The 23,426-nt window shown below is 52.5% G+C and carries 22 protein-coding genes; 14 read left to right on the top strand and 8 right to left on the bottom strand.

Translation table 11 applies throughout. From position 1 onward, the window contains the following. The first annotated feature begins 372 nt into the window (after positions 1-372). A complete protein-coding gene (locus tag IE105_RS02400; RefSeq protein ID WP_189495060.1) occupies positions 373-2,634 on the top strand; it encodes a TonB-dependent receptor in 2,262 nt (753 codons plus the stop codon). Here IE105_RS02400 and IE105_RS02395 read toward each other — a convergent pair. Then, complete coding sequence (locus IE105_RS02395; RefSeq protein ID WP_189495058.1) at positions 2,631-3,296, bottom strand: TetR/AcrR family transcriptional regulator; 666 nt, start codon at positions 3,294-3,296, stop codon at positions 2,631-2,633. The genes IE105_RS02400 and IE105_RS02395 overlap by 4 nt on opposite strands. 74 nt (positions 3,297-3,370) lie before the next feature. On the opposite strand from IE105_RS02395, the gene IE105_RS02390 reads away from it, so the two are divergent. The 5 genes from IE105_RS02390 to IE105_RS02370 all read left to right on the top strand — a co-directional run bounded on the left by IE105_RS02390 (position 3,371) and on the right by IE105_RS02370 (position 9,211). Further along, on the top strand, positions 3,371-4,945 hold the full coding sequence (locus tag IE105_RS02390; protein WP_189495057.1) for a class I adenylate-forming enzyme family protein: 1,575 nt from the start codon (positions 3,371-3,373) through the stop codon (positions 4,943-4,945). Continuing rightward, positions 4,938-5,798, top strand: a complete 861-nt coding sequence (locus IE105_RS02385; RefSeq protein ID WP_189495055.1) for an alpha/beta fold hydrolase — start codon at positions 4,938-4,940, stop codon at positions 5,796-5,798. The genes IE105_RS02390 and IE105_RS02385 overlap by 8 nt, the downstream gene beginning before the upstream one ends. Then, positions 5,795-6,727, top strand: a complete 933-nt coding sequence (locus IE105_RS02380) for an alpha/beta fold hydrolase (RefSeq protein ID WP_189495053.1) — start codon at positions 5,795-5,797, stop codon at positions 6,725-6,727. Before IE105_RS02385 ends, IE105_RS02380 begins: the two co-directional genes overlap by 4 nt. Continuing rightward, positions 6,724-7,995 (top strand): spinster family MFS transporter, encoded by a 1,272-nt coding sequence (locus tag IE105_RS02375; protein WP_189495051.1) that lies wholly within the window; start codon positions 6,724-6,726, stop codon positions 7,993-7,995. Before IE105_RS02380 ends, IE105_RS02375 begins: the two co-directional genes overlap by 4 nt. A 214-nt stretch (positions 7,996-8,209) precedes the next feature. Next, positions 8,210-9,211: a fatty acid desaturase gene (locus tag IE105_RS02370; protein ID WP_189495049.1), complete on the top strand. Its 1,002-nt coding sequence runs from the start codon at positions 8,210-8,212 to the stop codon at positions 9,209-9,211. Between the two features lie 68 nt (positions 9,212-9,279). Here IE105_RS02370 and IE105_RS02365 read toward each other — a convergent pair whose 3' ends face one another. Genes IE105_RS02365 through IE105_RS02355 form a run of 3 tightly spaced genes read right to left on the bottom strand, consistent with a single transcriptional unit; the run spans position 9,280 to position 11,095 of the window. After that, positions 9,280-10,212, bottom strand: a complete 933-nt coding sequence (locus IE105_RS02365) for a sensor histidine kinase (protein WP_189495047.1) — start codon at positions 10,210-10,212, stop codon at positions 9,280-9,282. A gap of 44 nt (positions 10,213-10,256) precedes the next feature. Further along, positions 10,257-10,883 carry a sigma-70 family RNA polymerase sigma factor gene (locus IE105_RS02360; RefSeq protein WP_189495045.1) on the bottom strand — a complete coding sequence of 209 codons (627 nt, stop codon included), beginning with the start codon at positions 10,881-10,883 and terminating at the stop codon, positions 10,257-10,259. 38 nt (positions 10,884-10,921) lie between these two features. Next, a complete protein-coding gene (locus IE105_RS02355; protein ID WP_189495042.1) occupies positions 10,922-11,095 on the bottom strand; it encodes a NepR family anti-sigma factor in 174 nt (57 codons plus the stop codon). A 152-nt stretch (positions 11,096-11,247) separates the two neighbouring features. Here IE105_RS02355 and IE105_RS02350 point away from each other — a divergent pair, with 152 nt between their 5' ends. Then, entirely contained in the window at positions 11,248-12,021 is a 774-nt protein-coding gene (locus tag IE105_RS02350) for a response regulator (RefSeq protein WP_189495039.1), read from the top strand. Here the strand turns inward: IE105_RS02350 and IE105_RS02345 are convergent. Continuing rightward, positions 12,018-12,734: a Crp/Fnr family transcriptional regulator gene (locus tag IE105_RS02345; protein WP_189495037.1), complete on the bottom strand. Its 717-nt coding sequence runs from the start codon at positions 12,732-12,734 to the stop codon at positions 12,018-12,020. The genes IE105_RS02350 and IE105_RS02345 overlap by 4 nt on opposite strands. Further along, positions 12,691-13,215, bottom strand: coding sequence for a hypothetical protein (locus IE105_RS02340; RefSeq protein WP_189495036.1), 525 nt, complete (start codon positions 13,213-13,215; stop codon positions 12,691-12,693). The genes IE105_RS02345 and IE105_RS02340 overlap by 44 nt, the downstream gene beginning before the upstream one ends. Positions 13,216-13,479: 264 nt before the next feature. Between IE105_RS02340 and IE105_RS02335 the strand changes: the two genes are divergently transcribed. Next, entirely contained in the window at positions 13,480-14,568 is a 1,089-nt protein-coding gene (locus IE105_RS02335) for a sensor histidine kinase (RefSeq protein WP_189495035.1), read from the top strand. Between the two features lie 174 nt (positions 14,569-14,742). On the opposite strand, the gene IE105_RS02330 is transcribed toward IE105_RS02335, so the two are convergent. Then, positions 14,743-15,108, bottom strand: a complete 366-nt coding sequence (locus tag IE105_RS02330; RefSeq protein ID WP_189495033.1) for a response regulator — start codon at positions 15,106-15,108, stop codon at positions 14,743-14,745. 354 nt (positions 15,109-15,462) lie between these two features. Here IE105_RS02330 and IE105_RS02325 point away from each other — a divergent pair, with 354 nt between their 5' ends. From IE105_RS02325 to IE105_RS02300, 6 genes are all read left to right on the top strand, one after another. After that, positions 15,463-15,858 carry a hypothetical protein gene (locus IE105_RS02325; protein ID WP_189495032.1) on the top strand — a complete coding sequence of 132 codons (396 nt, stop codon included), beginning with the start codon at positions 15,463-15,465 and terminating at the stop codon, positions 15,856-15,858. A gap of 219 nt (positions 15,859-16,077) precedes the next feature. Continuing rightward, entirely contained in the window at positions 16,078-16,509 is a 432-nt protein-coding gene (locus IE105_RS02320) for a CBS domain-containing protein (RefSeq protein ID WP_189495029.1), read from the top strand. A 473-nt stretch (positions 16,510-16,982) separates the two neighbouring features. After that, positions 16,983-18,197: a type III PLP-dependent enzyme gene (locus IE105_RS02315; protein WP_233353945.1), complete on the top strand. Its 1,215-nt coding sequence runs from the start codon at positions 16,983-16,985 to the stop codon at positions 18,195-18,197. 2 nt (positions 18,198-18,199) lie between these two features. Then, positions 18,200-19,231, top strand: coding sequence for a 1,9-bis(guanidino)-5-aza-nonane synthase (locus IE105_RS02310; RefSeq protein WP_189495028.1), 1,032 nt, complete (start codon positions 18,200-18,202; stop codon positions 19,229-19,231). A 5-nt stretch (positions 19,232-19,236) separates the two neighbouring features. Further along, positions 19,237-20,139: an agmatinase gene (gene speB, locus IE105_RS02305; RefSeq protein ID WP_189495026.1), complete on the top strand. Its 903-nt coding sequence runs from the start codon at positions 19,237-19,239 to the stop codon at positions 20,137-20,139. A gap of 2 nt (positions 20,140-20,141) precedes the next feature. Then, positions 20,142-21,689 carry a carbon-nitrogen hydrolase family protein gene (locus IE105_RS02300; RefSeq protein ID WP_189495024.1) on the top strand — a complete coding sequence of 516 codons (1,548 nt, stop codon included), beginning with the start codon at positions 20,142-20,144 and terminating at the stop codon, positions 21,687-21,689. Between the two features lie 249 nt (positions 21,690-21,938). On the opposite strand, the gene IE105_RS02295 is transcribed toward IE105_RS02300, so the two are convergent. Further along, the gene (locus IE105_RS02295) at positions 21,939-23,351 is read right to left on the bottom strand and encodes a M20/M25/M40 family metallo-hydrolase (RefSeq protein WP_189495022.1); all 1,413 of its coding nucleotides are present in this window, start codon (positions 23,349-23,351) and stop codon (positions 21,939-21,941) included. Between the last annotated feature and the right edge of the window lie 75 nt (positions 23,352-23,426).

Genomic DNA, 23,426 nt, shown 5'->3' with positions numbered 1-23,426 from the left:
TAGACGAGCCTGTCACCGTTGTCATAGCTGATTGCGATCTTTGGGGTCGTCATAAAAGCAATTCACGTTGAGCCTATTTAAGGTCCATCGTCGGCGAGATTCTTTCTGGCGAGAGTTCGCCGTCTCATATGCTTGCCGACCTATCCTTCCCTCAACGACATCGTATTTTTCATGAATTCCATTGTCGTGTTATTGGTAAGCGGAGTCAATTTAGGCTGGCCGTGGCTCACTATATAAACTTCCCATCTATCTTTGCGCATAACTACGTCTACCAAAACTCTTGACAATCCAGAATCATTCCTCAACAGGTGTTGAAACTCAACAAGCGTTGAATAATCCGGAAAATCCGGACACGACCTAGGGGATACGGATATGAAACAGTCCATGCTGAGAACAGGTGCGGCCGCTGCTGTACTAACACTTTTACCAGCCTTCGCTGCGCAGGCGCAGATTATGCCGGGCGATGAAATCATTGTGACGGCACAACGTCGGGCGCAAAACATTCAAGATGTTCCAATTTCGGTGACCGCCATTTCGGGTGATATGCTGCAGCAAACCGGCGCCATCGATATTACGGACATTCAAAAGTTTACACCAAATGCGACTGTTGAAGTGGCCCGCGGCTCTAACTCAACCTTGGTCGCCTTTATCCGCGGCGTGGGGCAACAGGATCCGCTTTGGGGCTTTGAGCCCGGCGTCGGCATTTATGTCGATGATATTTTTGTCGCGCGTCCACAAGGCTCTGTTCTGGATATTTTTGATGTCGAGCGGATCGAAGTTCTACGCGGCCCGCAGGGGACGCTTTATGGTCGCAACACTATTGGCGGCGCGATCAAATATGTCACGAAGGGTCTGGATCTCGAAAACCCGACACTCAACGCCCGCATCAACGTCGGGTCTTACGGTCAGTTTGATCAGACTGTGTCAGGCTCTATGCCGCTCGGTGACACATTTGCGGTCGGGGCAGCCATCGCGAATTATCAGCGCAGCGGTTATGGTGAAAACCTGAATACGGGTGCGGATCACTACGACAAGGATGTCTTGTCTGGCCGTGTCAGCGCGCGCTGGATGCCAACGGACTCACTCGACTTCCGTCTCACGGCCGACATGACGCAGGACGACAGTAATGCGAAACATGGCCATCGCTTGCTTCCAAGTGCAAATGGACAATTCGCGGTGACAGAGAACGAATATGATACGCGCGCTGGTGTTGGAGACGCAAATTCGGTCGAAACCAAAGGCGTTTCCTTCACTGCGTCGTGGGATGTGAATGACGCGTTGACCCTGAAATCCATCACGGCTTACCGGGAAGGCGACACAGTCACACCGATTGATTTTGATGCCTTGCCGCAAGCTGATTTCGATGTTCCGGCCTTTTATAACGATAGCCAATTCAGCCAAGAGCTTCAGATCTTATATAACTCTGACCGTCTATCAGGCATCGCGGGTCTTTATTACCTAGATGGCGAAGCCGCGGGCGCTTTTGATGTCGTGCTTGCAGGCTTGGGTGTGTCGATCTTCCAATCTGGCGATCAATCGAAAGAGAATATTTCGGCTTATGCTGACTTCACTTATGCCGTAACGGATCGTTTCGATGTGTCCCTCGGGGCACGTTATACAAGCGATAAAACGGTTGCAGATGTGACGCGCGAGCTGTGGCTCGGAGCGGGTACAGGTTCATTCGATCCAACCAACACCACCTCAATCTTCCTCGCCACACAAACGGGTTATACGGGTCTCGAACGCAAGGATAACGAGTTCACACCGCGTGTGGCCCTATCCTACAAGTTGACTCCAGAAACGAATGTGTATGCGTCATTCTCACAAGGCTTCAAGGCGGGTGGGTTTGACCCCCGCGCTCGGGCCGATCTCGATCCGACAGGCGTGTCGCGTGAAGGTTTCGCACCAGAAACAGTCGATAGTTATGAGATTGGGTTTAAAGGCAGCTTACTCGACAACCGCCTGACATATAGCCTCGCGGGTTTCATGGCCGACTACACGGATCAGCAAATCACGGTTCAGGAAGGCGTTGATTCAGATAATGACGGAACAAATGACACGTTCGTGTCGTCCGTCTTCAATGCAGGTGATTCCAAATATAAAGGGATCGAATTTGAAGGCGCGCTTCGTTTGTCCGATAGCTTTACTCTCAGCTCAATGGTCGGTTATATTGATGCTGAAATCGAGGAAATTATTTCCGGCGGGGTCAATATTGCGAGCAGTTTCGTTACGCAAAACACCCCCGAATTCACAAGCCGATTTGGTTTTGCTTGGACGAACGGGATCGGTAATTCGGGTGATCTGACTCTGACGGGTTCTGCCAATTACCGCAGCGAGTATTATTTGTTCAACGTTGCCAACCCGGGGTTTGCTGCGGGAACAAGTGCTGTCTTCCCACAAGGCGGGCCTGCGCTCGACCCAGAGGGCTATACTACATTCGATTTGGGCGCGAATTTCGTGTCCGAGAGCGGACGGTGGGAGTTTGGTCTATTCGGTCGCAACCTAACGGACGAACGGGCCCGCGTCGCCGCCTACAACTTCGTGACACCATCGCAGCTCGGCGTGGATGGGGCCTACTCGACCTTTTATCGGGCGCCTGCGACTGTCACCGCGACCTTAGGCTTCCACTACTAAGCGCGGGGGCCGAGGCGGCTCTCATGCTCTTCGCAGATACGGCGAAAGCCTGCGGAGACGAAGGGCACCATCAACTCATAACCCGTCGCCGCATCCGACGAGGATGCGGCGCCGTCCGACAGCTGGTCGAGCCGGTGCGTATCGGCAAAGGTCAGCGTCAGCGAGCCGGACATAAATTGGTATCCCCAATAGATGGCCTGCGGATCGGCGTCCGGGAGCGCCAAGCGCAGGGCCGCGATAAAGCTACGGACGAAGGGGTTGAAATATTCCGTCATCAGTTCGCCGCCCCATTCGGTGGAGCTGTTCACCCAAGCAACAAGCGAGAGATAATGGCGCCACCCTTCATCGGCCGACCCCTGAATTTCCCCCAGCGGGCGCAAATAGGCGTCGATCACAGCGTCAAGCTGGGGCGCGTCAGGGGCTGCGGCCGCCAGACAGGCGTCGAGCGCATCATTACGGATCCTGTTGAGCACTTCAGCGCGCCGCGCAAAGACAGCTCGAAAAAGCCCGTCTTTGCTTCCGAAATGATAGCTTGTCAGCGCCACATCCACGTCGGCCAATTTGGCAATTCGCCGCAAGGTCACGCCGTCATAGCTATGCTCGGCGAACAGACTTTCGGCTGCGTCCAGAATACGGGTTTTACGGTTGGTCTGGTCGCTCATGCTGCGGCTTATGAGCATCAGAGCGCGACCCGTCAAACGCGCGCAACGGCTGTTCGTTTCAAAAGAGTTGAAAGATGAAAATCCAAGCGACCCGACCGTTGCTGGGCGAGTATTTCCGCCTGCATGCCAAGTGGCGCAGTGCAAAGCCAGCGCTTATCGCGGACGGAAAAACGCTCACCTGGTGTCAGTTTAATAGCCGTCTCAACCGTGTCGCGAATATGGTCCATGCCGCCGGGTTGTCTCGGGATGATCGGGCTATTGTCTTTATGGATAATGGGGCAGATATGACGGAGGTCTTGTTTGGGCTCGTCAAAGCGGGTGTCGCCTCTGCGCCCCTAAATTTATCTGTCTCTGACGCCGCCATTACCGTGATGATCCAAGACAGTGGCGCGCGGGCGGTGTTTGCGAGCCGGACACATGTTGCACGGCTAGGCAAAATTATCGCGTATATGGGTGACGATGCGCCAGACATTCTCATTGCTGCAGGGCCCGATGACGGCGCTGCGTCGGGGTCTCTTTTATGGTCAGATTTCACAGCGCTAAGAGACGCTCAATCTGATTGCGAACCCGCCGCGCTCGTACAGCCCGACGATATCCTAAACATAATCTATTCGTCGGGCACGACGGGCCAACCCAAGGGCATTGTTCATACCCAGCAAAGTCGATTGGACTGGGCTTATGACTTAGCTACCGCCCTGCGATATGATGGGCAATCGCGTATGCTGGCGACAATTGGTCTTTATTCCAACATTACGTGGGTTGGAATGTTGTCCGTTTTATTAAGGGGCGGGTGCCTCGTTATTGCGCCGCGTTTTGATGCGAAGGCTTGCTGGCAGGCGATCGAGACGCATCGCATTACACATATCGCTATGGTGCCGATTTTATATCAACGCTTGGTCGATCATGCGGCGGCGCAAAAGGTTGATACGTCTCATGTCCGTAATTTGGTGAGCGCGGGTTCACCCTTACGATCAGAATTGCGTGAGGCGCTCTTCGATATTTTCCCGTGCGGTATCACCGAATTATATGGCTTGACCGAAGGCGTGATCACAACGCTTGACCCCGAAGATGCGCAGGGTCGGATGGCCTCTGCGGGGCTGCCTCTGCCGGGGTCTGACTTACTGATTTTGGATGATCAGGATCAACCATGCGCGCCTGGCCGCTCGGGCGAGATTGTCATGGCGAGCCGTTTTGTCATGCCGGGTTATCTGAATCGTCCGAATGAAACAAAAGCTGCGCGCTATATTGACGCGAACGGTCAACACTGGCTTCGCACAGGCGATATCGGGCAGCTCGATGCGGACGGATATCTCTATGTTGTGGACCGCAAGAAAGACATGATCCTATCGGGCGGGCAAAATATTTATCCGCAAGATATTGAAGCGGTGCTCGCGCGTCATGCTGACGTCTCTGACGTGGCCGTGATCGGTGTGCCAAGCCGCAAGTGGGGCGAAACGCCGTTGGCCTTGGTGACGGCGCGCAACGGTGTGCTCGACCCCAATACGCTAAAGGATTGGACTAATGCTCAATTGGGTCGTCAGCAGCGAATAGCGGATATTAAGGTCGTTGCAGAGATCCCGCGCAATCCAAACGGAAAGGTCCTAAAGCGGCAATTGCGTGAGGACTTTAAAGGGCTTGTTTATGACTAGGACGTTTGCAGACCACAGCTACAGGGTCCCTGACGGATTACGTTTGCGGGCCCGCATATATGAGGGCGCGTCCGACCGTTTGCCATTATTGTGCATGCATGGACTCACGCGAAATAGTGCCGACTTTGAGCCCCTGCTTGACCACCTCACAGAATGGCCTGCGATTAGCGTGGATCAACGCGGGCGCGGCCGCTCGGCCCATGACCCTGACCCGGAACGATATCGCCCCGATGTTTATTGCGCCGATATGTTGGCGATGCTGGATGGCCTCGGACTGGAGCAGGTGATCGCGGTCGGCACATCAATGGGCGGTTTAATGAGCTTGATGTTGGCGGCCATGCGGCCTCGTCTGTTCGCGGGGATCATTATCAATGATATTGGACCTGCCGTTGATCCGGCGGGTCTCGCGCGGTTGGCGGGCTATGTTGGCCAAGACATGGAATTTGACGATTGGGCTTCAGCGGAGGCCTCTATCAAGGCGCAAGGCGCGCAGATATTTACGGACTTCGGGGCGCAAGATTGGGCCGATTTCGCGCGGCGCGTCTGCGAACAGGGGACAGACGGACGCGTGCGATTCGCTTATGATCCTGCCATTGCAGACGGCTTACGCGGCGGGGATGCGTCTGCGGTGCCGCCTGACCTATGGTCGCTCTGGGATGGGATGGGGACGGTGCCGACGCTCGTTTTGCGCGGACAAACGTCGGATATCCTGTCTGCTGAAACGGCCGAGCGTATGGTCGCTACTCATCCGCTCGCAACGCTTGTGACGATACCGGGTCGGGGTCATGCACCAATTTTGGATGAACCGGCTGCGGTAGATGCCATCCGGTCTTTCCTGCGTGAATTGTCATGAAGCCTATTCGTTTCATCGGCCTCTGCGCGGGCCTGTTTTTGGCGGCCTGTTCCCCTGAAATAGAGCCAGCGACGATAATTGAGGATAATCCTTATTTGTCGGCGGCCGATAAGGTTGTGACACTTGACGGTGATCGGGTCCGCTACCGGGTGGACGGTCCTGCAGACGCGCCAACGCTAATTATGTTGCATGGCTTTACGGACTCTCTGAACGGATGGGACCGACTGGCGAGCGCGCTCGACGATGAGTATCGGATCATTCGACCGGATCTGCCGGGCCACGGATTAAGCGGTATGAACGGGTCTGGCGATTACAGTAATGAGGCGCTGGCCAAATTTGTTGGGGCATTCATTAAAGAGACGACCGATAGCCCGCCTATTTTAATCGGGAACTCGCTCGGCGGATTAGCCGCGTGGCATGTAGCCGCCGACGATCCTGACGCAATTGCGGCGCTGGTTCTGATTGCTCCGGGTGGTGTGCCGCATAATGGCATTGGCGAAACCCCGGTTGAAGTGCCCGCAATGTTACGGTTTTACTTAAGCAAAGCGCCCGAAGCAGGTGTGCGCGCGGCCCTCCGCGCAATGTATGGTGATCCTGATCTGTTGGACGAGGCGGACATTGCGCGCTTCGTGGCGTTGATGCGCCAGCCCGGTAATGGTGAGGCGTTCACGGCCCGCGCGGCGCAGTTTACGCTTCCTGATCCAATGTCGGATCTGGCCCAGATTACGGCGCCGACACTGATTATTTGGGGTGAGGCGGACGGTGTTTTGCCGCCAGCCTATTCCGAGATATTTGACACCGCCATCGCTGACAGTCGCGTTCTGCGCCTGCCGGGGGTCGGCCACCTGCCACAGGCCGAAGCCGCGGACGAGGTGGCAGCCGCCATTCGTGCGTTTTCTGCCACACTACGCGCCCCGGAGACGCCATGACTCGCAGCACAAACCGCTGGTATATGCTGGCTATCCTGACTCTGGTTTATGCCTTCAACCATGTCGATCGACAGATCATGGTGATTTTGCAGGAACCGATTAAGCAGGAATTCGGCTTGTCCGATACCCAGCTCGGGATGCTAACAGGGTTCTTATTTGCGTCATTTTACGCGACGCTCGGTATTCCTTTTGCGGCATGGGCAGACCGTGGAAACCGTCGCAACATTATTGCCATTGCTGTCACGATCTGGTCGGGGATGACGGCCTTATCTGGATTGACGACTAATTTCTGGCAATTGGCGCTTGCGAGGATGGGCGTTGGTGTCGGCGAAGCAGGCGGCACACCGCCGGCAACCGCCATGATATCGGATCGGTTTCCCGCGCGTGAACGGGCCTTCGCTTTAGGAATTTACACCACAGGGATCAGTCTGGGTATTTTGGTTGGTTTCATGTTGGGCGGGCTGATCGCGGAACATTTCGGCTGGCGCGTAGGGTTTTTCGTCGCGGGTGTCCCCGGCTTGCTTCTCGCGCTCTTGCTGATGTTCACCGTCGCAGAACCGACACGCGGGGCTGCGGATGCGATTGTTGATGACGGTACAGCGCCGTCCTTGCTCGAAACCTTACGGTTCTTCGCATCGCAAAAGGCGATGGTGTTTCTGCTCTTGGGGGGCGTATTTGTCTGCATTTCGGCCAATGCATTTCTCTCTGGCGTGCCGCTCTACTTTATCCGTGTCCACGGTGTGGCTCTCGGTGAATTAGGCATAGCGCTGGGCCTGTTGGTCGGCGGAATCGGGGGAGTCGGTGCGATTGTGGTCGGACGGCTTTGCGATCGTCTGTCAGAGCGTGACTTGCGCTGGCGGCCTTGGATTATTGCTGTGACGACCCTCTTGGCTTTACCGTTTGCCTATATTGCGCTCGGGGCGACATCCAAGACAGCCGCCTATGCTATCTACGCCGTGCCCTGTTTCTTTGGCCTGATCTACGCGTCGATTTCTTACGCCGCGATGCAGGAACTTGCGCCGCCGCGGATGCGGGCCATGGCGTCTGCCGTGATGTTGCTCTGCTTAACGCTCATCGGAATCGGGTTGGGACCAATTCTCGTCGGGATTTTGTCGGACTTTTACGCGCCAACGCTTGGGGCGGGATCTATCGCCCAAGCTTTAAAGTGGTTGCTTATTCTTAATGGCGCCAGTGTTGCGTTCTATTTGGTCTCTGCCCGCTACTACCGCGCCGATATCGTCCGAGCGAAAGCCTACGCGCAAGCTTGAGAGGGGGTAGGCCCCTATGCGGGCCAATAATTTCGTCATGTCACGAGCCCGCGGTAGCGGTTAAATTCATGCATATGCCCTCTTGCAAAGTGTGAGTTTGGGCACTTTAAGCATAATATTGCCGTCTCTAACCATATCGTAAATTTTATCTCTGTATTCACACGCTAACAGCGTGCGAATACACGTGTGACACCATCCCAATGATAGGGCCAGAATGCCATTAACCTCCCGAACCTGGTTCCAGCGCCTTGCCCCCTACCGGACGGCAGAAGATGGCCGCGCCGTTTTTGAACTGTTGGTCACCTTAGTTCCGTTCTTTGCCCTATGGGCTGGCATATGGGGTTTCGTGCAGGCGGGCCACTATTGGGCGATCGTCGGGTTTTTACCCGCAGGCGCGTTGATTGTACGACTTTTCATTATCCAACATGATTGCGGGCATCAGTCGATGTTTAGTCATCGGCGGGCGAATGACTGGGTCGGCCGTTTCATCGGCATCCTTACGCTGACGCCCTATGATCATTGGAAACGCGGCCATGCCCTGCATCATGCCTGTTCAGGCAATCTCGACCGTCGGGGCATTGGGGATGACATCATTACGATGACAGTCGATGAATATATGGCGGCCTCAAAATGGACGCGGCTGAAATATAGACTGTACCGGCATCCGATTGTCATGTTTGGCATTGGTCCAGCCTATGTCTTCTTTTTGTATAATCGTCTGCCGATTGGGGCGATGAACCAAGGCGTTAAACCTTGGGCGAGCGCGCTACTGACGAACGTGGGTATTGCTCTCGTCTATGGCGCGATGATCTGGGCTGTGGGGTGGAAAGTCTTCCTCCTCATCCAAATTCCGACTGTGCTGGTCGGAGCCTCCATTGGGGTTTGGATGTTTTACGTTCAGCATCAATTTGACGAGACACATTGGTCCCGAACGGGAGAGTGGAATCGTGAACATGCGGCTCTGCGCGGCAGCTCTTATTATGCCTTACCGGGATGGGCAATGTGGGTCACGGGCCATATCGGTGTGCACCACGTGCATCACCTGTCGGCTCGTATCCCGTTTTACCAGCTTCCCCGTATCCTCAAGGCGCATCCTGAACTTAAATCCATAGGGCACCTGACTCTCTGGCAGAGTTTTAAATGTGTTCGCTTGGCGCTGTGGTGTGAGAACACGAAACGGATGGTCAGCTTTCGTCTGGCAAAAGCCCCAGTTTAAGACCCCGTGTTAAAAGGCCCAGTCGCGGAAACGCGACGGGTCAGGCCGGATGGATCAGACCGCCTGTATTAAAATTTTATTGTGGTGCAATGACCGAGATCTGTATCGTGGCGCTCTAAGGTGCCAGAGAGTTGACGCGCGAAGCCTCGCATGAGCTTTGTGCCGGTTCCCTCGACGGCCCCTTTGTCAAAGCCCCCGCCGTCGTCGGACACGGAAACATAAGACCGTGCGTCAGAAGACTTACCCATTTTAATGTTAATTGTGCCGCCGGGTTTGACGCCATGTCGAATAGCGTTCGTCAGTGCCTCCATAATAAATAAAGCCACAGGAACAGCCGTATCGGATTCGAGTTGGAGCGGTTCAACGTTAAGCGCAATTGTGATGTTATCGTCCCCTGTCTCGGGACCTTTTTTCAACTCGTCGACTAATCTTTTTAGAAAGACGGGCATGTCAACAACGCGGAGATCATCCCCTTCATACAGGCCGCGATGAACCAAAGCGATGGCGTTGATACGCCCCCTTATTTCATGGATCGACTCAAGGCTAACCGGGTCGCTCAGCTTACGTTCTTGCATGTTGAGCAAAGAAATGATGATTTGAAGATTGTTTTTAACGCGGTGGTGAATTTCGCGGAGCAGTCCCTCTTTTTCGTGTAGGTTGTCGATGAGACGCGCTTCTCGCTCGCTAATGTTTTCTGCCATGATATCAAATGCGGCGCCAAGATCGGCAACGCGGCGCGGAGCATTTCTCATCTCGCCCACGCGCGCATCAAGATTCCCATGCGAGAATTTGTCTGAGGCGATTTTAATGCGTCGCAGATGAGAAAAGACAAGCTTATCTGTGGCCAACAATAAAGCGATATAGCCAAACACCCACGCCAAAACCGACACTAAAATTATCGCAAGATTATCTTGGCTAAACGCCATATAAACAGACGACAGTAAGAGCGGGAATAAGGCGAGTGCCAATATAACACTAAAGCGGGCGCGCAGATCAGACATTCGGAATCCTCGAACCTATCCTTATAAATGCGATGGAGGGAATATCATCTTTTGGCGAGAAAATCGGCTTCACCCAAAATTTCAGACATAGCGTCAAGCGCGCTGACTTTATCCGCCTTCGTATCAAACGAGGCATTGTCCATAATTGTTTCAAGGGCTTTACGCGCGCGACTCACGCGGCTTTTTATCGTACCGACAGCGCAATCGCAAATTTCTGCCGCTTCTTCGTAAGATAAGCCCGACGCGCCAACCAAGATGAGCGCTTCGCGCTGGTCATCCTTTAGGCTGTCCAGCCCTCGGCGAAGCTCGTTGAGCTCGACGGATTTTTCTTGATCGGATTGGGCCACAATAGTTTGCTCTGCGACCTCTTGATCAAGCGACGTCGCCCGCCAGGACCGCCGTTTGATTGAGTAAAACTGATTGCGCAGAATGGTGAATGTCCACGCTTTCATGTTTGAGCCCGGTTTGAATTTGCTGCGGGCCTTCCAAGCCTTGAGCATCGCATCTTGCGCCACATCATCGGCCAAGGTCGCATCGCCACAGAGCGAGCGCGAGAAGGCCCTTAAATGCGGAATGAGTGCCGTAAGCTCTTGGCGAAAAAGATCTTCATCCAAGGGCGCCCAAGGAGTCGTATCATCAGGGTCATAGGGAGTTGAACCGGAATCGGTCATTTTGGGGCTTTCTTGAAGCTTGGTGAGCTTCATGTGTCTTACTTATCAGCTTTTGCGAGCAGGCTCAGAAAGTCATCGGGAATCTCTTCATTGACAACATCATCGTAAAGTTGCTTGAGATTGTTCCCGATCTTTTCGGTCAAAGGCTTGTCCGAAAAGTGATCGGGTGATGCTTCAACGCGATCTTCCGAAGGCTTTGGTTTTTTTGTCATAATCGTGACCTACAAATTTCCCCTGATTTCATTCATACGTTATGGAACTAAAATGGTTCCCAGATCGTTTGGGTTATGGACATAAAAATGTCAGAGACTGATAACGGACTGAAAAATGTATAAAGTCTCTGAAAGCCCTAAAAGGAATCAAGATGAGCCTCGTTGAAAAGTTTGCGCCGCACCTTCCCTATTTACGGCGCTTTTCGCGCGCCCTGACGGGGAGCCAGACTGCGGGCGACACATATGTGCGTAACGCGCTCGAAGCGCTTGTGGCTGGGGATACGGTCTTGTCCGAGGACATGACGCCCAAACTCGCCTTATTCCAAATGTTTTTAGGTATCTGGAATTCGACGGGCGCCCAGCTTGAGAATACGCCGAGCGATGAAGGCGCGACAGCGTCGGCACGGGTGCGGCGTCTCGCCCCGAGGTCGCGCCAAGCGTTCTTGCTGAGCTCTCTTGAAGGTCTGTCAAATGATGACATTGCAAAAGTGATGAATGTTGATCTTGATGCGGCAACAGCGCTTCTGGCGGACGCAGAGAGTGAAATTGAAAAAGAGCTGCGGACCAATGTCCTGATTATTGAAGATGAATCGATCATTGCCGCAGATATTGAAGGGCTCGTGCAGGACCTAGGACACACAGTCGACACTGTTGTCGCGACACGAACAGAAGCTGTGAAAGCGGCCAAGATTAAAAAACCGGGGATCGTTTTGGCCGATGTTCAGTTGGCGGACGGGAGTTCAGGGATTGATGCTGTCGCCGATATTTTGGCTGATTACGATGTGCCAGTCATCTTTATCACGGCATTCCCAGAGCGCTTGTTGACCGGTGATAAGCCGGAACCAGCCTATCTCATTAGTAAGCCATTCCGGCCTGAGAATGTGAAAGCCGCCATTAGTCAGGCGCTATTTTTTCACAGCGCCTAGAGTTTGAGCTTATCAAGGTGGAGATACCGACCATCAAAGTCGCACATCTCTGCCAAAGCCTCTCGGTCCAAAATTTTTAACCCGCTTTTCGTGACTTGAATCAGGCCTTCTGATTTAAGTCGCGTTAGCGACCGTGATATGTGAACAACAGATAGGCCAAGGGCATCCGCTAATATAGATTGTGGAACAGGCAGGATGAGATGATCGTCCAGCTGTCCCGTTACAGCCGAAACGCGACGGTTTAACTCCAAGATCAGATGTCCGAGCCGCTCTTTCGCAGAGCGCCGACCAACCCGAATGATTTGTTCTCTTAAAATCGCTTCTTCTTGTATGGCAGCCCACCAAAATGACGTTGCCAAACTGGGGTTTTGCGAGACAGTCTTTAAGAAAAGGTCTGATTGAATGCGGCGCAAACTGACAGATGTTGCCGCGTGAACGCTGTGGTCTGACCGCGCTTTATTAAGGGACATGAGATCGAAACAGTCACCGGGAAGCATAAAATTTAGGATCTGACGTCGTCCATCTTCTAGCATCCGGCAGCGGATGGCCCAGCCGCGTTCGATCACAAAAACGAAATCAATACTTTCCCCTTCTTTGACAATTTCTTGCCCGGCGTCGCGCATTTCAATGCGGTGGGGGAGGCGGCCTAAGTCGTCAAAACACTGATGATCAATTTCTACGTATTGAGTGATCCGTCGGAGAAAATTGTCCATACAAAATGGAGTCGTTGATTTGGCGGTCTGTGTCCACAACGAACTGGATTGTTGCGCTTAACCCGTTCAATGTTTCTGTCGTTGGGTCCACTTCGGCCACGTCGTAACGAACAAAATTAGTCAGACCATGGGCATGTCCAAAGGCCTCTAATTCTGCGCGAACAATGGGGGTTGAGCGCTTGGCTGACGGCGTGTCCAAGAGGGTGACTTTGACTTCATTAAGGTCACAGCGCTGCACAAGCCGCATCGCATCATTGATAACCTCTGCAGAGTGGTAAGTGATATATGTGTCATGAAAGTAGACAGAAATCTCGCTGCTCCGACAGGCTTCAAGATCATGAAATTTATCCTCAAACGATTCAGTGAAGCTTGGGGTTAAAGCCTCGAACGTGTTTGGAAGCGCGCTTCGCGCCGTGATTGACGTTGCCGAGCCAATGATGACAACGCTGCATATTGCAGCAGGTAATAGCAACTTCATCATGACATTGGCCTCTCAAATTAAACTTACTTATAATACATCTGACAGGTCATAAGGTTCCATGGTGGGGTCTAAATGTGAGCGTGGAGCCGCACGCATTTTGGTTGATTTGAGATGGGCGCGGAAGAATGCCCGTGTGCATTTTAGTCGAAAATGACGCTCTATGTGCGAGAGCGTCAAGGTAAGGGCCATGTATTGTGCCCCGTTCGTTATGCGTCTATCAAGACGCGGGAAGGCCTTATCGGTTCAGCCGATTAAGGACTAAAAATGTTAGAAACTGATCGCTTGAACGCCCTTTGGGCGACAAAGCTACTGGATAGTCAACCGGAGGAACGCTTTGATCGCTTGACGCGCTTAGCGGCCAGCGCGCTTGACGCAGATGTGGCTCTGATTTCGCTTATTGATGAGCATCGCCAGTGGTTCAAATCAAAGCAGGGCACGGATGTCTGCGAAACAGATCGCGACATTGCCTTCTGTGACCATACAATTCTGCAAGCCGATGTGATGGTCGTACTGGATATGACGCATGACGCGCGTTTCTTCGAAAACCCACTTGTAACGGGTGAGCCGAAGGTCCGTTTTTACGCGGGGGCTCAGTTAGTTACAAAAGAGGGGCATGCCATCGGCACATTATGCATCCTCGATCATCAGCCTCGGCTTGATTTCTCTGCCCGCGATCAGCAAATGCTGAAAGACCTCGCCGCCAGCGTAATGACCGAAGTCGAAATACTGCAGCAATCGCAACTGGTTGAAGATCTCTCTGTGATCAATGAGGAATTACGCCACCGTATGGGCAACATGTATGCGCATGTGTCGGCCTTAGTTTCGATGCTTGGGCGTAATGAAGAGGATAAAGACACGTTGGTGCGCCGATTGCGCGAGAAGATAGCGGCGCTCGGGCAAACGCAGTCACTTTTAGCGGCCAATAAATGGGCAAGTGTGCCTATGAGTTATTTGGTCAAGACAACATTGGAGCCCTTTATAAATCCCGCCAATATGGGCCGCGTCACGATTCAACAAAGTGATGATTTTGACGTCTCACCGCGTGGGGCGTTTATCTTAACGCTAATGTTAAGCGAACTGGCCACGAATGCGGTGAAACAAGGTGCGCTCGGCCCGCGTGAAGGAACGATGAGGGTCGCATGGCAAACGGGCGATCACATCACGCTAAATTGGGACGAAACGCTTGAAGACGGGGTGTCAGGAAAGTTGGGGAAGGGCTTCGGAAGTCAGATGTTAACGCGGATTGTGCCGATGGACCTTCAGGGCGAGGCTCATTATAATCTCGATAACGAGGGTTTATCGTACCGCGTAACGGCCAAACCTAATCGGCTGTGTTCTGAGCTCAAGGCTTAACCAATGTTAATGCCCAGAACCGGGCTTAGCGGTAATTGTATTGTCCATCAGTTCTGATGGCCTTGGCGCTTAGCAGGGCTCCGGCCTTCCCCGCTGCCTGCTAGCGTCAAGGGAAACTCACTCTAATTTGATCCGAATAAGCCTGATCGCGCGGCAGATCCAAGATCCGCTTTGCTAGGCGATCATGCTTCTAACAACAGCGATGAGTTGCTCTGGAACATAGGGTTTCGCCATTACAGGCCGAGGCGGAAGGTCGTTATCTTTAACAACATCCTCAATTTGCCCTGATAGGAAGAGATAAGGAATATTGCTTCTAGATAGGGCCCGCGCGATTTCTACACTCGTTTCATTGCCGAGATTGTAATCTAACATAGCGATGTCAGGCGAGGTTTCACTTAAGACCTTCAGGCCCGTAATTACATCTGCAACAGGTCCAAGAACCTTGAACCCTCTTGCATCAAACGCATCTTCAAGATCCATTGCAATGTACGGATCGTCTTCTACGATAAGAATTGTATTTTTGTTGGTCGTGTCCTGCATAGCCCTAGAGATACGGTATGGATTATGAATCGTTCCATAAAATGGATGTATGCTTGTCAGTAAGTGCCCAACAAAAGCCCATACGATAGGGGTGCGTCAGATATGGGCTTGTTAATGACCGGAAGTCAGGTCCGTTTTATTGCCGATACTGTGCCAGTGTATAGCGATGGGTGAATAGGGCTATCAATCCCAGTGGCAAGGGGGCGTTTTGATATACGTCAAGGGCTGTAAATACCTCCCGGCCACCAGCAAGGTCATTTTTTTTAGACTGTTTGGGAACAAAAAGCGCAGGGTTTTGTTTATTAGGCAGAACACAGACGCACCTGTCAAAAAATTAACATGGAGATTAAAACAATGACAAATTATGATAAAAACGACACGGATGGAAAAAGCGGCCTTAAGGCTACAACCATCATCATTGGCGCCGTCGCTATCGCCGGGGTTCTGGTCGCAGGCCTCTATCTCGTCGATCTGGACCAAACACAAGAAGCCCGTCTTCCTGATGTAGACGTCCAAGTTTCTGAGGGCCAAATGCCAAAATTTGATGTTGACGTTGCGGATGTCAGCGTGGGTTCAAGAGAAGTCGACGTTGAAGTGCCGACCGTCGGTGTAGAGACAAAGACAAAGACAATCGAAATCGAAGTTCCCGTTGACGTTGACGCTGGCACCTCCACTGAAACCGTCAAAGTGCCAACAATTGATATCGACAGACCTGCAGAAGATAATCCCGCCGATGAGCCGAACAAGTAATCGGGATACGCTGCAAGCATAAGATATGAAAAAGCCGCCTCTCGTGGGCGGCTTTTTTATGGAAATGATGAAAGTCCGCGCGTCACGATATTGAACAAGGTGGCGGTCTCCCAGAGGCGTATCGGACCCTAAGGATCACGCCGAGGCCATTCACGGTGAACGGCCCTTCCTAGATACATTCCAGATGTTATGGTAAGGAGATCAAAATGGGAGAACATTATGAGCGTGAAGGCAATCTTGGACGCAAAAGGGCAACAGATTTATACGGTCCCAGAGACCGCAAAACTTCGCGAGGCGATCGCCCTCCTCAATGATAAGAATATCGGCGTCGTTCTCATCACGAATAGTGCGGGCAAACTCGCGGGAATTTTATCTGAGCGCGACATTGTCCGTCGGTCCCTCTTGCAGGAAACCGGTTTTCGCGATGAACTTGTGACAAAATCCATGACCAAAAACGTGTTGAGTGTCTCGCCTATAGCCAGCATCGATGATGTCATGGAAATTATGACCAATTCCCATATCCGCCATGTTCCCGTTTTGGACGGCGATGAAATCAAAGGATTGATCTCGATTGGAGATGTCGTCAAACGTAAAATCGCACAGGCCGAGAACGAAGCCGCCGCGATGCGAGATTATATCGCTGCGGGGTAGGCCGGAGCTGTCATTAAGAATGCTGTTCCTTGAATTCTAAGGCTTGAACGGCGAGAATTTATGCACTAAGTATATCTCGCACGCGAGCTACAGCGAGCCCATAGCGGATTGGTTACAAGCCAACGGACTGGGAAATCTGTCAGCCAGGGAGCTTTGTTCCCGAATAGCCGCCGTGACTTTTTTTGATCAACTCGAAATCTATGTTTCGGGTTACATCTGTTGAGTTCGCGGGAAAAATGAATCAGCCTGACACATATTATATGATGAGTGACGGCCTCTCCTTAAGCGCTCAGCTTGGAGATACATTTTTGTCGTGTGATCTTCTCGATTACCTCGCTGCGATCGCAGAATTTATCAGTGGGATGCGGGCATAGGCTGCATGCCTTTGCTCGCGAAAAAAATGACGACGGACCGCGCGTAAACCGAGCGGTTGATCCTTTTTTCTCCCGTGCCGACCGAATAACGGCACTGATTTGAGTATCCTCATAATGACACCCTTTGCTCTTGCTGCGTCCCCGCGGCCCCCAATTGCGTTGCAGCCTTATGGTTTGCCAACGTACCGCTCTGCCCACGACGCCGTGATGGATTTAGCTGCGGACGATGCGATCTTCGCGCTTTATCCTCGCCGTATTGCGCGTGCGGCACAGACATTTTTGACCGGATTCCCCGGGAAAGTGCTCTACGCGGTTAAAGCGAACCCGCATCCCGCCCTCATGCGGGTGCTATATGATGAAGGCGTGCGTCATTTCGATGTGGCCTCAATACGTGAAATAGATCTGGTAGCCGCTCTGTGCCCAGACGCCCGAATGTTTCTGATGCATCCGATTAAGTCTCGCGCAACGATCCAACAAGCCTATGCGAGGGGCGTTCGCGATTTCTCATTTGATCATGCGGACGAGCTCCAAAAAATATGGGATTGCACGCAGGGGGCAACTGACCTGAACCTCTATCTCCGTCTCGCACTCCCGCAGGATAATAAAACCGGGAGTGGTGCCGTCATGCCTTTGTCAGGCAAATTCGGTGCGTCTGCGCAGGAAGCGATTGAGCTTTTGCGCGCGGCGCGGCCTCACGCTCAACGCCTCGGTCTTTGTTTTCATGTCGGATCGCAATGTATCGATCTGTCGAGCTATGATTGCGCCATTTCTTATGCGCGTACGATTGTCGATGCGGCTGGCGTTGAAATTGACATGCTGGATGTCGGGGGCGGGTTTCCAGTCGCCTACCCCGGCATGCCGACCCCACCGATGATAGAATATTTTGCAGCAATCCGCGACAGCGTCAGCGCTCATGGGTTTGATGATATTGAATTATTGGGCGAGCCGGGTCGCGCGCTCTGTGCAGAAGGGGGCTCGACCCTCGTTCGCGTGGAGCTGCGGAAAGGGACCGACCTATACATTAATGACGGCACTTACGGGTCTTTATTCGATGCCGGGCAATTCGCTTGGAAGTTTCCGGTCTGCTTGTTGCGGAATGGCCCACCCGAACCCGCATCCAATACGGTGGGTTTTCGATTTTTCGGTCCCACTTGCGATAGTTCCGACACCATGATTGGGCCCTTCCACCTGCCTGCGGATACGGGTGAGGGGGACTGGATCGAGGTGCAGCATCTCGGCGCTTACGGCCAAGCTTTGACTACGCGTTTTAACGGATTTTATTCCGACCACACTGTCGCCATTCTGGAAGACTAATCATGACTATCAAGACAAAAGCTGAATTACTCTCGAACCCGATTGAGCATATCGATATTTCGAAAATCGATGCGCGCCCCATCATCGCAGCGATGAGTAAAATGTCCTTCTCGTCGCGTGATCTCGCGCGGGCGTCAGACATTTTTAAACAAGCCGTTTCAGACCCGGATTGCTCCGTTATCCTCACGCTCGCGGGCTCGACCTCTGCCGGCGGTTGTATGCATGTTTATCGTGATCTCGTGCGTTACGGCATGGTCGATGCGATTGTCTCGACTGGTGCGTCCATCGTTGACATGGATTTTTTCGAGGCGCTCGGGTTTAAACATTATCAAGCCTCGTCAGAGGTGGACGATAATATTCTGCGCGGCCTCTATATCGACCGTATCTACGACACCTATATTGATGAAGAAGAGTTACAGACCTGTGACCACGTCATCAAAGATATCGCCGATAGTTTGGAGCGTCGTCCCTATTCCTCGCGTGAATTTATCTGGGAAATGGGCAAGTGGCTTAAAACTCACGCCGTGAAGAAAGATAGCCTGATCGAAACTTGTTTTGATCATAACGTGCCGATTTTTGTTCCCGCTTTCTCTGATTGCTCAGCTGGGTTTGGCTTGGTGAAACACCAAGTCGAAAACCCGGGGAACTATATGTGTATCGATAGTGTTGCTGATTTTCGGGAATTGACAGACGTCAAAATCAAAGCCGGCTCAACCGGCTTGCTGATGATTGGCGGTGGCGTGCCAAAGAACTTTGTTCAAGATACAGTCGTCTGTGCTGAAATTCTCGGTGTTGAAGCCGAAATGCACAAATACGCCGTGCAGATCACAGTCGCCGATGTGCGCGATGGCGCCTGTTCTTCCTCAACGCTCAAGGAAGCGGCGAGTTGGGGCAAGGTTCAGACGACATTGGAGCAAATGGTCTTTGCCGAAGCGGGCTCTGTCATTCCTTTGCTGGCGTCTGATGCGTACCATAGCGTCGATTGGAAAACTCGTCCGCGCCGTAATTTCGCAAACTTGTTCAACAAGGCCTAAGCGACATGTCCGCACCGTTCCCGCTATTAAAACCCTCCCAAGGGTTTCTGGGTCTCGAAGGGGACCTTGTGAAATCCTATGAGGAGGCGGGAGCCGTCGTTATCCCGTTCGGGTTAGAAGCATCAGTGTCCTATGGCGGCGGAACCCACGCGGGGCCCGCCGCTATGATCGCGGCAAGCCATGAAGTGGAATTGTTTGACGAGTCCTTCTGGTGCGAACCTGTCGAACGATATGGTGTTGTGACGGCGCGTGAGCCCGTGATCAATAACACGAATATTCCGGCCGCTTTGGATGTGCTTGAGTCGATGACCCGTGCGGTTTTGGATGATGGAAAATTTCCGATTGTGTTCGGCGGTGAGCATTCCATTACACCGGGGGCAATTCGACCGTTCTTGGAACGGTTTGATGACCTCATTATTTTGCATTTCGACGCGCATGCGGACCTGCGTGACGGATATGAGGGCGAACATTTCTCTCATGCGGCGGCGATCCGGCGGGTGTTGGATCATCCGACTGTGTCCATTGTATCCTGTGGTATTCGGAATATCTCCAAGGGAGAAATCCCATTTTACGAAGCTAACAAACACCGCATCACGATCCATTGGGGCAAAGACCGCGCCAACTGGAATGTGGCCGATATTGTCCGGCCCCTGAAGGGACGGCCTATCTATCTGACTTTTGATTTGGACGGCTTTGATAGTTCCGTCATGCCATCAACAGGGACACCAGAGCCGGGCGGATTGTATTGGGAGGACGCGATGGCCATCATTGAGGCCGCCTCAAATATCGGTACAATCGTCGGCGCCGATATCAATGAGTTGGCCCCGATTGAGAATTTTCATGGTCCTGACTTTCTCGCCTCGAAACTGGCCTATAAAATCCTCAACTATTCACTAGGCAAAAGCTAGACATGGCAAAAGCACGCGAGGGCGCACAGCTCACAATCCGCACAGCCGTTTTACAAGATGTTGAAGGGATCGCCGCACTGGTCGACCGGGCGTATCCCAACATGTCGACCTATCCTGTCAGTATTTTGAAAGGTCAGATTTCGAACTTTGCCGAGGGACAGTTTGTCGTCGAATATGAAGGGCAAATTGTCGGCTATGCGGCCAGCATCATTCTGCGCGAGGAGCTTGTTCTCTCACCCCATAATTGGGCGAGCATTACGGGCGGCGGGTATGGCTCGTCTCACAACCCAAACGGCGATTGGTTATATGGGATGGAAGTGTGCGTCGATCCGGATCGACGTCGCTTACGCATTGGCGAACGGCTCTATGATGCCCGCAAAGCGCTCGTCGAAAATTTAGACTTAAAGGGCATCGCTTTTGGCGGTCGTATACCGGGCTGGAAGAAACGCAAAAAAACCTTCCCGGATCCAATGGATTATATGGACGCCGTCAAGGCCAAGAAAATTATCGACCCTGTGGTCAATTTTCAATTCCGACAGGGCTTTGAGGTTTTCGGAATCTTGGACAAATATCTGCCGACGGATAAGGCGTCAGGCGGTTATGCGGCGCATATGATTTGGCGCAATCCTTATGCCGTTGAAGTGCGCGAAAGCGTTCATTCCGAGGCGGCGCAGAAAGATTTGATCCGCGTCGCCACCGTGCAGCTGCAAATGCGCAAAGTGACGAGCTTTGAAGACTTCATGAGCAGTATCGAATATTTCGTGGACAGCGTCTCGGCTTACAAATCTGATTTCGTTGTCTTCCCTGAACTGTTCACCCTTCCGCTTCTAGCTTTAGATGACCGTCGTTTAGCGCCATCAGAAGCGATTGAAAAACTCACAGAATATACGCCGGTCTTTATTGAGGCGATGCGGAAACTGGCGGTCAGTTATAATATCAATATCATCGGCGGGTCCCACCCGACCTTGGCCGAGGATGGAGATGTCCAGAACATTGCCTATGTCTTTTTGCGCGATGGCTCCGTGCATGCCCAAGAAAAAATCCACCCGACTCCCAACGAACGTCACTATTGGAATATTAAGGGCGGTGATGAGGTCAGTACGATTGACACGGATTGCGGTCCGATCGGGATTCTGATTTGCTATGATAGCGAGTTTCCTGAGCTCGCCCGGCGGATGGCTGACGAAGGGGCGCGGATTTTATTCGTGCCATTTTGTACGGACAACCGCCAAGGCTATCTCCGCGTGCGATATTGTTCGCAAGCGCGTGCGATTGAAAACCAATGCTACGTGGTTCTGTCGGGCAATGTCGGGAATTTACCCGGGGTCGAAAATATGGACGTCAATTATGCGGAGAGTTGCATTTTAACGCCCTGCGATTTCCCATTTGCACGCGATGGTATTGCGGCGGAATGTTCTGAGAACGTAGAAACCGTTGCAATCGCTGACCTTGATCTGACAGACTTGTCGTGGGCGCGCGCGAAAGGGACAGTCAGGAACCTAAGGGATCGTCGTTTCGACCTGTATCATACGCAGTGGGCCGATCAGTAGGCGCATAAGCTCGCCCAAGGCTGACCTGTTCAAATTACACAGCAAATTTTGTCGACCGCATTCCACATTCGTGACGCGTAAAACATGGAGTTACTGAGATCATGACTGGCAGACGGTCTGTTAAAAAGACGGTAAATCGATCTAGAGATCGGTCAATTAAGATGCTCTACGGCTACGTTTTTTTGGTCGCCATAGTCATTTTACTCTCAGGTTTTATTGATTAACAAATTGGCTGGGCAGCCCAAGTGACTATTCGGGACCGGCGAGCTCTTTCATGATGATCATCCAGTGATCGAGGCCACCATAGAATGAGCTGACGGGCATACGTTCATTCAGACCGTGAGCGTACATGTCAGACTCGTTCATGAAGTTCGCGGATATCGCGAGTGTCGGAATACCCGCGCTCCGAAAATGCATGCCGTCAGTCCCGCCTGATTCCATATAGGCCCCAAGAGGCAGGCCAGGATAGCGGGCGTGAACCGCTTTGGACAAGGCGCGCGTCACATCATCCCGAAGTTCGCTAATAGGGCTTTCAACGGGATCGCCGAGCGTCACGAATTCAAGCGCGTCATTGTTGACGGTGGTTTTCAATACGTCCCTCACCGAATCGACCGTTGTCCCGGGAAAGATCCGGCAATTCACTGTCGCGGTCGCGCTTTGGGGCAGGGCATTTTCCGCGTGGCCGGCAGACAGCATTGTTGCAACACAGGTTGTTCGGGTTGAGCCGACATAAGATGGCTCTTGGGCAATCCGCGCTGCCGCATCGGTGTCGTCGGGAGTCTCGGCAAATGTCACCATGGCCTCGCCAAGGTCGCCGCCAATCACCTGTCCAAGCCCGGCAAAAGTTGCCAGAGTGATATCATTATACTGAACCGGGAATTGATAGGCCTGAATGGCTTTTAAAGCATCCGCTAAGTCATAGATCGCATTATCATTCCGCTTCGGACGGGATGAATGGCCACCTTCATTGCGGGCCGTGATTTCAAATGTCGCGTAGGTTTTCTCCGCCGCTTGGATGCCGTAAGTCATGGCCGTTCCGTCTGCGGCAAGACTTCCTCCGCCCGCATCAGAATTAAGCGCATATTCGGCGTTGGCTAATTCGGGACGATTATAAGCGAGCATTTTTGTTGTGCTCATCCCCGTTTCTTCGTCCCCCGAAAAAGCCAAGATTAGATCACGGGTTGGGATAAACCCTTCTTGTTTGAGACGCATAAAAGTTTGCGTCAAATTCATGATACCGTACTTATTATCAATCGTACCGCGTCCAAAGAAATAGCCATCTTTTTCAGTCAAAGTGAATGGGTCAAGTTCCCAGTCTTCGGGATTGGCATCGACGACATCCATATGGCCGATGAAAAGTATCGGATGGTCGCTGGAAGACCCATCGCCTTTATATTGGACGATAAGGCTCGCGGTGTCTCCGCTTGGGAGGATCTGAATATCATCATCCGTGAATCCCGCCGCCTTTAACTCACTTGCAAGATAGGCCGCCATTTTCGGGACATTGCCATGTCCGGCTGCCGTGCGCATTTCAATGATTGTGCGGTATATCTCCAGTGCCTTGATATCTTCCGCCGATGTCTCAGCGCCCTGCGCGAGTCTAGAAGAAAAGGTGCAGGCCGAAAGAACAGCAAGCGATGTGAACAATTTTAGGGGCGTCATAATTACTACCTCACCTTTAGTTGCGAAATGATAGCTCTCGTAGAGGGGGGTGGCAATTCAAATCCGGCGTCAGGG

The organism is Algimonas arctica (assembly GCF_014652695.1).
In the GTDB taxonomy this organism is placed as follows: Bacteria; Pseudomonadota; Alphaproteobacteria; order Caulobacterales; family Maricaulaceae; genus Litorimonas; species Litorimonas arctica.
Note: the sequence above shows the minus strand (reverse complement) of the source record. Positions and strands in the feature narration are given on the sequence as shown.